The organism is uncultured Anaerococcus sp. (genome assembly GCF_963510915.1).
In the GTDB taxonomy this organism is placed as follows: Bacteria; Bacillota; Clostridia; order Tissierellales; family Peptoniphilaceae; genus Anaerococcus.
Genome location: NZ_CAUPHG010000060.1, coordinates 1 through 10,797 on the forward strand (window position 1 = coordinate 1; position 10,797 = coordinate 10,797).

General features: G+C 34.1%; 9 protein-coding genes and 2 pseudogenes. 3 read left to right on the forward strand and 8 right to left on the reverse strand.

Annotated elements, in window-relative coordinates:
* Window positions 1–110 precede the first annotated feature (110 nt).
* Both RQ893_RS06095 and RQ893_RS06100 read right to left on the reverse strand, forming a co-directional pair.
* A pseudogene (locus RQ893_RS06095) lies at window positions 111–1,240 on the reverse strand (IS256 family transposase); the annotation flags it as partial.
* 213 nt (window positions 1,241–1,453) lie between these two features.
* Window positions 1,454–1,981, reverse strand: coding sequence for a PTS glucose transporter subunit IIA (locus tag RQ893_RS06100; protein WP_311482163.1), 528 nt, complete (start codon window positions 1,979–1,981; stop codon window positions 1,454–1,456).
* A 253-nt stretch (window positions 1,982–2,234) separates the two neighbouring features.
* Between RQ893_RS06100 and tpx the strand changes: the two genes are divergently transcribed.
* Both tpx and RQ893_RS06110 read left to right on the forward strand, forming a co-directional pair.
* Window positions 2,235–2,735, forward strand: coding sequence for a thiol peroxidase (gene tpx / locus RQ893_RS06105; RefSeq protein WP_311482164.1), 501 nt, complete (start codon window positions 2,235–2,237; stop codon window positions 2,733–2,735).
* Between the two features lie 27 nt (window positions 2,736–2,762).
* The gene (locus RQ893_RS06110) at window positions 2,763–3,185 is read left to right on the forward strand and encodes a DNA-binding protein (RefSeq protein ID WP_311482165.1); all 423 of its coding nucleotides are present in this window, start codon (window positions 2,763–2,765) and stop codon (window positions 3,183–3,185) included.
* A 93-nt stretch (window positions 3,186–3,278) separates the two neighbouring features.
* Here the strand turns inward: RQ893_RS06110 and RQ893_RS06115 are convergent, their stop codons facing one another.
* The 3 genes from RQ893_RS06115 to RQ893_RS06125 form a co-directional block, all read right to left on the reverse strand.
* Window positions 3,279–4,616, reverse strand: coding sequence for an MATE family efflux transporter (locus tag RQ893_RS06115; RefSeq protein WP_311482166.1), 1,338 nt, complete (start codon window positions 4,614–4,616; stop codon window positions 3,279–3,281).
* Window positions 4,617–4,918: 302 nt separating this feature from the next.
* Window positions 4,919–5,812 (reverse strand): class B sortase, encoded by an 894-nt coding sequence (locus RQ893_RS06120; protein WP_311482167.1) that lies wholly within the window; start codon window positions 5,810–5,812, stop codon window positions 4,919–4,921.
* 120 nt (window positions 5,813–5,932) lie between these two features.
* The gene (locus tag RQ893_RS06125; RefSeq protein ID WP_311482168.1) at window positions 5,933–7,201 is read right to left on the reverse strand and encodes a ClC family H(+)/Cl(-) exchange transporter; all 1,269 of its coding nucleotides are present in this window, start codon (window positions 7,199–7,201) and stop codon (window positions 5,933–5,935) included.
* 102 nt (window positions 7,202–7,303) lie between these two features.
* On the opposite strand from RQ893_RS06125, the gene RQ893_RS06130 reads away from it, so the two are divergent.
* Window positions 7,304–8,425 (forward strand): aldo/keto reductase, encoded by a 1,122-nt coding sequence (locus tag RQ893_RS06130; protein WP_311482169.1) that lies wholly within the window; start codon window positions 7,304–7,306, stop codon window positions 8,423–8,425.
* A 66-nt stretch (window positions 8,426–8,491) separates the two neighbouring features.
* Here the strand turns inward: RQ893_RS06130 and RQ893_RS06135 are convergent, their stop codons facing one another.
* From RQ893_RS06135 to RQ893_RS06145, 3 genes and pseudogenes are all read right to left on the reverse strand, one after another.
* A complete protein-coding gene (locus tag RQ893_RS06135; RefSeq protein ID WP_311482170.1) occupies window positions 8,492–9,082 on the reverse strand; it encodes a response regulator transcription factor in 591 nt (196 codons plus the stop codon).
* Window positions 9,082–9,879: a hypothetical protein gene (locus tag RQ893_RS06140; RefSeq protein WP_311482171.1), complete on the reverse strand. Its 798-nt coding sequence runs from the start codon at window positions 9,877–9,879 to the stop codon at window positions 9,082–9,084. The genes RQ893_RS06135 and RQ893_RS06140 overlap by 1 nt, the downstream gene beginning before the upstream one ends.
* 145 nt (window positions 9,880–10,024) lie before the next feature.
* Window positions 10,025–10,797 (reverse strand): annotated as a pseudogene (locus RQ893_RS06145) (DNA-directed RNA polymerase subunit beta'); the annotation flags it as partial.

Sequence of the window (10,797 nt, forward strand, 5' to 3'; positions counted from 1 at the left end):
TAATAAACTGTCAATTTTTCATGAAAATTTACAGCCGATTTCATACTAAATTTTTTGCTCAATTAAAACATCCCTTAAAAAAATATTGATAATTGGGATAAGATTTGATCTCATTCACGTATTCTACTTGTCCACTTACTTGATGCATCTACCATTGCAAGATAAAAGCTTTTTTGTAGAGAATAGTCATTTGAAAATATGGTCTTGTTTTTTGTAACTTTTTTTAGTTGCCTATTGAAGTTTTCCATAGCATTTGTTGTATATATTAGCTTTATTATTCCTTCTGGATATTTAAAGTATGTGGATAGTTCTGCCCAGTTGTTTTTCCAAGAGCTTATACACATTGGGTATTTTTACCCCATTTTTCTTCAAAGATTCCTAGATTTGTTAAGGCTAAGTCTTCTGTTGGTGCTTTGTATACTGCTTTAGGTTTTTCATTAGTTCTTTTATGTCTTTGTATGACACATATTTTGTTTAGTTTCTTAGTCGATGGATTATGCATTTTTGGATTTCTGATTTTGGATATACTGATTCTATGGCTTGGCTAAATCCTGGTAGGTTGTCTGTTTATATTATTAATATATCTTCTAATTCTCTTTCTTTTAGCTTATTTAATACTAAAAGCCAATATTTGCTTGATTCATTTTCTCCTATCCAGGGTCTGCCCCTCGGGTACATTCCTAGTATCTCTTTAAAGCCTTCTATGTTGTAGCCTAGGGCAATGTATACTGCCTTTTTAACTACTATATTGTTTTCTCTTACATGATAATGTATGGCGTCTAAAAAGACCATAGGATAGATTTTTTCTAGTGGTCTATTTTGCCACTCTTCTATGGTTGGTAGTCTTTTGTTAGTTATTTTACTTATCATTGTTTCTGATATGCCAAAGCCATAGATATCTTTTATGTGAGTTGATATGTCTCTTGTTGTCATTCCTTTCCTATACATTGATATTATCTGATTTTCTATGTTTGATATGTCTTTTTCAGCTTGTGCCCTATAGGGTATATTTTCTTAATACTTGGGACTCGAAGGTACCTTCTCTATCTCTTGGTATGTTTAAGTCAATATTCCCGTAAGATAATCTAACTGTTTTTTTACTTGACCCATTTCTAGTATTTAGTGATAAGGGTTTTTCTCCATATTCATAGTCAAAATGCTCATCTAATTCTGCTTTTAAAAGTTCTTCCATTGTATCGCCTAGAAGGTCTTCTAGAGCTTCTTGAATATCTTGTGCACTTTAAGTCTGATATTCTTCAATTAACATTTTTGCTATTTTTCTTCTTTTTGTTTCTGGTCTTTTTCTTTGCATAAAAATTCCTCCTGATTAGTTTTTTCTTGCCCTAATCAGGAGGTTTCTATACACAAAATTTTACACAGTCTCATTGCATCCCTATTTATCGACTTAGATATTAAAGAGATACAATTTAAAATTACACTTTATTTAATCTTTTTATAATTCTACACTCAATATTTCATCACCAAGATTTACTTCAGTATTATCTGTTTCTTTAATTAACTTTATATCTTCTAAATTTGTAATCACTACAGGTGTCACAACTTCATAACCTGCATCCTTTATTAAATCTATATCAATATCAATTAATTCTTGCCCAGCTTTTATCCTATCACCATTTTTTATATGTGAACTAAAACCCTTTCCCTTTAGCTCTACTGTATCCATTCCAAGATGGATTAAAATCTCAACTCCCTTATCAGATGTTATCCCTATAGCATGGAAGGTATCAAATAACATGCTTATTTTGCCATCAACAGGTGAACATACTTTTCCATCTATCGGATCTATAGCAAGACCCTTTCCTAACATACCAGATGAAAAAGCCGGATCTTTTATCTGATCAAGCTTTAAAACCTTACCGCTAATAGGAGCCTTTATGATTTCTTCAACCAAATTCGCACTTTCCTTTTCTTGAGCATTATTTCCCTTAAAAAAATTACTCATAAAAGATTTTAAACTCATAACTACCTCCAATAATTATTTATTATTAAGTATACCCATTATAATAGTCTTGTAAATTTTTTTGAATATATAGTAACAAAAATTTCCTAGATATTTTCTGAAAACAATGGATTTTGAATCCTTAATTTTTTATAAAAATTATATTAAAATAGATTTAATTGGGTATAAGTAATGTATACTAAAATAAAAACAGACCTAAGAATCTTAGATAGATGTTTATAGGCCTATATAGAAATTTGGAGGAAAATAAATTATGAATATTACATTTGCAGGAAACAAGATCACTTTATTAGGCAAGCAAGTTGAAGTTGGTCAAAAAGCTCCAGCTTTTAAGGCTACAAAGAATGACCTTTCTGATTTTAATTCAGAAGATTTAAAGGGAAAAGTTGTTGTTTATTCTGTTGCTCCATCCCTTGATACAAGTGTTTGTGCTATCCAAGCAAAGAAATTTAGCCACGAAGCTCTTGAGCTTTCTGATGACGTTGTGATTGTTACAATTACTGAAGACCTTCCATTTGCCCAAAAAAGATTCTGTGCAAACGAAGATATCGAAAATCTAGAAATGGTATCTGACTACAAGGAAAGAGAATTTGGTGAAAAATACGGCTTCCTTATTGATGAGCTCAAGCTTCTTACAAGAGGTATTGTTGTAGTTGATAAAGAAGGAATTATAACCTATGTAGAATATGTTCAAGAAGTAACTAACGAAGTAAACTTCGACGCTGCCTTAGAAGCAGTTAAAAAATCACTTTAATATTAATAACCAATAGAAAGGATTTTTATGGATTACAGAAGATTTAAAAACAAGATAATCGCAAGGTTTGACAGGGGTGAAGAAGTCCACGAGGCTCTTAGAAATATCGCCCTCAAAGAAGACATAAAACTCGCATCTATCACTGCCATTGGTGCTACAGATGACTTTACTATTGGTGTTTATAAGGTAGATGATAAGTCCTATACAGAAAAGAATTTTAAAGGGATTTTCGAGATTCTAGGTATTACCGGTACCATTAGCACAAAGGATAGCAAATATTATCCTCACCTTCATATTTCAGTCGCTGATGATGAAGGACAAGGTTTAGGTGGCCACCTCATCAAGGCTCATATCAGTGTTACCTGTGAAATGGTTATTGATATAATTGATGGTTGGGTTGGTAGGAAAATGGACGAAGAAATCGGAATCAACCTCTTTAAATTTGATTAGTAAGTAAGAATACTTATAAAAAAGACCCTAGCTGGTGTAAATACCGGACTAGAGTCTTTTTTCTGTTAATTTTTCCCTTATTTTCTAAAACATCTAAAATCTAAGCTCATATCCCCTTTTTTTGACTTTGGAATAATAGGTAGTTGAAATAATTAGATTAGCTAGCCAACCTATTGGAACAGAGTACCAAACTATTCCTATGCCAATTTTGTATGCTAGGGTCATTGATAGGCTAACTCTGATAAATAAATTAACAATATTGGCAAAGGTGAATACTCTCACATCTCCTATCCCTCTCAAAACTCCATCAACACAATGCTTTGATCCCACTAGGATAAAGAAAAAGCTAATGAAGTCCAAATAGGCCTTGCCAGTTTCTATTGCTAGGCTTGAGGATTTTTCGTTCATAAAAAAGGCAATTATCGATGAATAATTCAATTTCAGTATAGATAAAACCATCATTGAATATACTCCGACCATGATAAGTGACGCCCTAAGTCCCTGGCTAATCCTAGCTTCTTTCTTAGCTCCAACATTTTGCGAAGTATAAGAAGAAAGGGCATTACCAAGGCTTGTGATTGGAACAATTATTAAACTTTCCACTCTGAAAGCTGCAGAAAATCCCGCTAGGATTTCAACCCCAAAAGAATTTACAACTGACTGGACAAGAAGTTGACCGATTGTAATTGTGGATTGTTGAACAATTGAAGGGATGGCGAGCTTTAAAATAAGACCCAGTTCCTTTTTACTAAAAATCCCCATGCTTTCTACCCTTATCTTTCCTAATCTTTTCACAAAGACAGCAAAGGATAGGACGGCTGATAGACCTTGGGCAAGGAGGGTTGCGTAGGCAGCTCCTGCAAGTCCAAAGCCCAAATCTCTTACGAAATACACATCCAAGATGACATTTAATACAGAAGAAAATATCAAAAAATAAAGGGGAATCTTCGATTCGCCAAGAGCCTGGTAGAGGGCCGATATGATGTTATACATAAACAAGAATGGAAGGCCATAAAAATAAATATTAAGGTATAAAACCGCCATATCTAGAATTTCTTCTGGTGTTTGGAGAATTGCCATCAATTTCTTTGAAAAAACCAAACCAAAAATCGAAAGACCAAGGGCAAGGACCAAAAATCCTATAATCGAAGTAAAAATCGCAGTCTTCATCCTCTTATAATCACGAGAACCAAAATATCTTGCAATTAAAACCGAAGCCCCAGCCCCACCGCCAACACCGATACAGATAAAAATCGTAGTCAAGGCAAAACTTGCACCAATAGAAGCAAGAGCAGCCTCGCCCACATATTTACCTACCACAGCCGAATCGACAAGGGTATATATTTGTTGAAAAAGTGATCCCACCACCATCGGCAAAGCAAACTTGCTAATAGCCTTAGAAGGCGAGTCGTTTGTTAAATAATGATCCATAAATTTTCCTCAATTTTCTAATCCAGAATAGTATATGATAAAAGAAATAAAAATCAATGTAAAACAAAAGATAGTAATACTTATTGTTAGCCTAATAATTTCATGATAATAGGTATTTTTATATTCATTTTGGGAGTCTTGGATTTTATGAAAAATAAGTAAGTCCGATTTGTATAAGACTTATAAAATATTTCTCAGATAAAAAGTAACTGGTGTTAAAATTTTTATTCTAAAACACCAGTTTTTTTAATCTTCGTTTATAAATATTTTGCATAGAGCTTTATATTAGCTCTTACCTATCTTTAATAGATAAAAATATCTGTAGATAATCTTCTATCGTGTAAAAATCTTTCTTTTAGGTAGTCAAAATTTTTGGGTTTGATATAGGTATCCTTTCTTTCAATTGCTACGACAGCATACCTATCACTGATATCCGAGCAAGTTGATAGGGTGATAATCTTATCATTTCTTGTAGGTAGAGGCTTGCCTTTGAGAATATTATTCTTCCTGATAAGGTTAAGATAATTTTCATATTCTAACCCATCATAAGAATAGGCCCTGTAGTTGGCATCCACCTTTACATCCATAGCACAAACTACATCAAATATTCTCCTTTTCACAGGGGTATCAATAATTATTTCCGAATGTTTTTTGATAAAATTTTTATCCCTAAACTTATCCAAGTCGTGAAAAATATAGCCAATCCTTACATTGTGGCCATAAATAACTGTATTATCATCAGAAAAGTCACCCTTATGGACATGGTCTATAAAAACTCCTCCATTGATATAATAGGAATTGTCGTAGTCATGGTCTAGGTAGAAGTCATTATCCTTACCTTGGACAACGGGAAAATCTATCTTGGTACCAGGTATGATAATCCTTCCCTTAACTTGTGGGTAGGTTTTGGCTAGGTTTCGCACATAGGCAGCAGCCTTCTGGGACTCTGCTTCCATTTTTCGCCTTATATTTGCTTCAATGACAATTCCTGCCCTTTTTTCTTCTGCCTTCCTTATAATTTGTCTTATTTCTTCTTCTTTTTTTTCATCTAGTCTTGATCTGTAAAACCTCTCTAGCTCTAATTTAGCTAGGTAAGATTCACACCAAGCTTGGTTGGCTTCATCAGTCTTATGTAAAACAAAGAAAAATATTATTAAGCTAAAAATCCATATAATATAAGAATAATACTTTTTCATATACACTCCTGGGCTATATTTTACACTTTTCATAATATTTCTCTAGTTATTTACAAATATTAATTTATGAAAATCACTAACAAAAATGTCATATAACTATAAAAAAAATCTCCCTAAATATTAGGAAGATTTTTCTGTTATTAATAGCCTTTCATAAAGGTCTTCGTAAAATGGTTTAGAATGGCAAATTTCAGCTGTTAGGTAAGCTACAAAGGAAACTACAGCTAGGACTAGGATATTAGAAAAAGCTCCTCCCGTCATTTCTAAAATTAGAATTATAGCTGTGATTGGTGTCCTTACTATTGCTGAAAAATGTCCTGCCATTGCGATTAGAGATATGGCGTAGACCATTTCTACAGGTATTAATCCAAGGTCAGCAAGAATTGTGCCGTAAATATTTCCTAAAATTGCTCCTATTGCTAAAAGTGGAACGAGAGAACCTCCCGATAAACCAATTCCAAAGGCTGTGGCAAGGAGCAAGATTTTTGCCCCATACATATAAATAAGGCTGGCAAGGCTGGTATTTCCCTCGCTTGGCAAGTAGATTAATTCTTCACCTGAGGCGAAAAGCCTTGGGTCTAGGAGTAAAACAAGCCCTGTAATTACAAATGGAGCAAGATATTTAATTATTTCTGGCAAGGCAACTTTTTTGTAAATGGATTTTGAACCTATAACCACTTTATTAAATAAAACTCCAGATAGGCCTGCTAAAATTCCCAAAATCACAATTAGGACCAAGGATTTTTGGTCTATATTAGCAAAGGCTGGAATATTTTCTAGGCTTGGATGGTCACCAAAGACCAAGCCGGATGTGACTGTGGAAGAAATGATTGTAAGAGCTGATGTGAGGAAGGTGTTAAAATTATGAGTCCTAAAAATCTCCTCAACAGCAAACATCAAAGAAGCCACAGGAGCATTAAAAGCAACAGCAAAACCTGATGCTGCGGCTGACCCAATAAATAAGTTTCTATTAATATTTGGAAAAAACTTCCCAACTATATCTCCTGCCAGGCCACCTAAATGGACTGAAGGACCTTCCCTGCCGACTGTAAGACCAGATCCAATTGTAAGAACGGAAGCAACGAACTTTCCAACAATGGTTTTTTCGCTAGAAACTGGAATTGTGCCTTCCATCATTCCAGCCATAACAGGAATACCCGATCCCTTGGTATTCTTATCTTTTTTTAAGATAAAAAATGTAATTAGGCCAATAAAGGTAATAAGGGCCATGAAAATCAGCTTATCTTTACCTGTGCCAGACCCTAAAAATCCATCCATAAAACTAGCAAGAAATCCGATTAGCTTTTTAAAAATTCCAATTAAAAGTCCAGTAATAATGCCCAAAATAATAAAAGCGGGTAGCGATTTGAACGATATTTTCTCTTCCATATTTTCTCCTTTAATTTTACTATACCGATTTTCACAATTCTTCATTAAAATTTTGTAAAAATATATTATACAATATTATACAGAGATAAAGAAAGGAGACTTATGAAATATTTTAATTTTAAAGGAGATAAGATTTCTAGACTCGGTTTTGGATGCATGAGATTTAAAACTCTTGACGGTGATAATTCCAAGATTGACAAGGTCGAATCGGCAAAAATTCTCAAAGAAGCAATAGTAAAGGGACTTACATACATCGATACAGCCTACCCTTACCACGAAAAAATGAGCGAGACTTTTGTCGGAGAATTTTTAGAAGAAAATGACTTGAGAGATAAAATCTATCTCGCTTCCAAACTTCCATGTTGGCTAGTCAATGAAAAAGACGATTTTTACAAAATTTTCAATGAACAGTTGGAAAAGCTGAGGACAGACTACCTAGACTTTTACCTCCTTCATTCCCTTGATATTAAAAGATTTAGGCAAATGGTAGAATTAGGAGTTTTTGACTTTGTAGACGACTTAAAGGAAAAAGGCCTTGTGAAAAATATAGGATTTTCCTTCCATGATGAATACGAAGCTTTTGAAGAAATTATCAAGGCCTATGGCTGGGATTTTTGCCAAATCCAGCTGAATTATTTGGATATCAACCTTCAAGCAGGGCTTAAAGGCTATGAACTAGCAAAGAAAATGGGCATTCCAGTGGTAATTATGGAACCTGTTAAGGGCGGCAGACTTGCAAATCCACCCGCTGAAACAAAAAAATTAATGGCTGATTTTACAGACCTATCCCCAGCACAGCTTGCCCTTAAATTCCCCTTATCACTTGATAATGTAATGACAGTCTTATCTGGTATGAATTCTAGCGATCAAGTTTCAGAAAATATAGCAATCGCAAGTGCTGATCCAAAATTATCTGAAAAAGAAATAGAATTCTACGATAAGGCCAGGGAAATTTATAAACAAAAAGAAAAAATCGCCTGCACAGCCTGTGAATACTGCCTGCCATGTACTGTAGAAATCAACATTCCAAAAGTATTTGCCCTATGGAACAACGCTTATCTTTATGACGAAGAAGAAAAATCAAAAAAAGCCTACCAAGAATACCTCAAAGACGGAGTAAACCCAGAGACTTGTATAGAATGTGGCAAATGCGAAAACATCTGCCCTCAAAGCCTGGAAATAATCGAAGGACTTAGACATGCTACTGAGTTTTTGACTAAGTAAGAAAAGGAAAAGACCCAATTGGGTCTTTTTTGTCGAATTATTGATTTTATAGGTTTTATTTCCTAGTTAAACTGGGTCTACATAACCTAATTCTAAAGCCTTTCCATATAATTCCACCTTATTTTCTACACCTAGTTTTTCATAAATATTTTCTATATGATGGTAGAGGGTGCGTTCGCTTATGAATAGGTCTTTGGCTATTTGTGTGTTTGTCTCGCCTGTTAATAGAGCTTTTAGGACTTCTTCTTCCCTTTTTGTAAGAGGATTTTCGATGAGATTTTCATCGCAAGTCAAAAGTCCATCATTTATTTGGCAAATTTTTTCGATTAAGCTTTTAGAATCTATGGATTTTGATATATATCCTGCTGCTCCTAGGTCTAGGGCTTTTTTCTTGTAGATTGGGTTTGTATATGAAGATAGGATTAGAATTTTGAATCCTTTTTTCTTTGTTCTTAAATCTTTTAGAACTTCAAAACCAGAAGACTTATCTAAATTTATATCCAAAAGACAGATGTCATAGGCTTTTGCTTCTATTTTATTATAAAATTCTCCCACATCACTTACAAAATCACAAATATTAATATCATCGCTTTCTAAAAGAATGTTTTGAAGACTTTCGCCAAAGATTTTGTGGTCGTCTAAAATTATTATCTTCATTAATTTTCCCCTAGAATTACTTGTGTTTTCAATATTCCACCCTCATAAAAATATTTTATATCTCCGCCATGTGAGTCTAACAAAAATTTCATAAACAAGACTCCTCCCCTAGATTCCCCTATATTTTTAAAATCTCTTTCGCTTGCTCCATCACTTGTGATCCTTAGGATTATAGCTTCCCCTTCAAAGTCCATCTTATAGGTGATTTTAGAGCCCTTTGAGTGTTTGTAGATATTATTAATTAGTTCTTTTGTGATGATTAGAATATTTCTTAACCTTTCGTTACTAATTTTACTGTCCTTAATATTTTTTGAAACCTCAATAGAATGATCAAAATTTTTGCCTGGGTAAAGGGTCTCTACGTCATAAAAAATGCTTTTGATATTTTCCTCAAGACTCATATCGGAAATCAAACTTTCCCTATAATAGGTCATAAGAAATCTGGCTTTATTTTCCAAATTTTCTGCGATTATCTTTGCCTTTTTAATATCAGGAGTTTTTAAGTTCAAATTATTTATTATCCCATAAAGGTCTTGGATTATTTCATCGTGGATGATTCTCGCGACTTCTTCTTGTTGGTCGGTTAGGTACTGGCCTAGGTCAAAATATTTGACAGTTTTTTGGTATCTTTTTAAAATCATTCCGCTAAGTATGGTGCAAGTTAGAAAAATGACTATAAAACCATAATATAGATAAGATTCTTGTGCCATTGCATAAGGGATTGTTAGAATCGTTAGGCTTCCTAAAATGCTGGTTAATAAAATATAGGTTATTAGTCCCTTCTCTCTTGTTTTCATTTTTTCCTCCTTTTTATTTAGGGCTCGGCTTTAATAAAAATCCCTAAATTCTTTTCACTTTTATTATATTTCCTAATTTACCCTTGCCTATGGTAGGTTTCTGCAATAATCCAACAAAAAAAGACCCACTCGGGGTCTTTTGTTTTTACACTTCTTCAGTTTCTTCTTCTGCTTCTATTAATTCAAGGTTGGCTTTTATCTGTTCATCTTCTAATTCCTTTGTTTCGTAGTCAATTTCTACGTCGTTGTAGTATTTTAGACCAGTACCTGCTGGAATTAGCTTACCGATGATGATATTTTCTTTTAGACCTCTTAGGTCGTCTACCTTACCCTTGATTGAAGCATCTGTAAGGACTCTGGTTGTTTCTTGGAAGGATGCGGCTGATAGCCATGAATCTGTTGCAAGAGATGCCTTAGTAATACCAAGGAGTTCTTGTTCGTAGATAGCAGGTTTTTTGCCAGCTTCTTTCATCCTGTCATTTACGATATCAACTTCACGTCTATCTTGCAAGCTTTCTGGCAAGAATTCTGTGTCTCCTGATTCGATAATTTTAACCTTCTTTAACATCTGACGAGCAATTACTTCTATGTGCCTATCATCGATTTCAACACCTTGTTGCCTGTAAACTTTTTGTACTTCCTTGGTGATGTAATCTTGGACACCAACCTTACCCAAAACGTCAAGTACATCGTGTGGGTCTAGGGAACCTTCTGTTAGTTGGGCTCCGATTTGAACTTCTTCGCCATCTTTTACAAGGATTCTTGAACCAAATGGAATATTGTATTTCCTGCTTGTTCCATCTTCGTCTGTGATTTCTACGTCAGTTTTCTTATCGTTTTGGATAAGGGAAACTATACCAGAGTTGGCTGCGATGAAAGCAAGACCCTTTGGCTTACGAGCTTCAAAAAGCTCCTCAA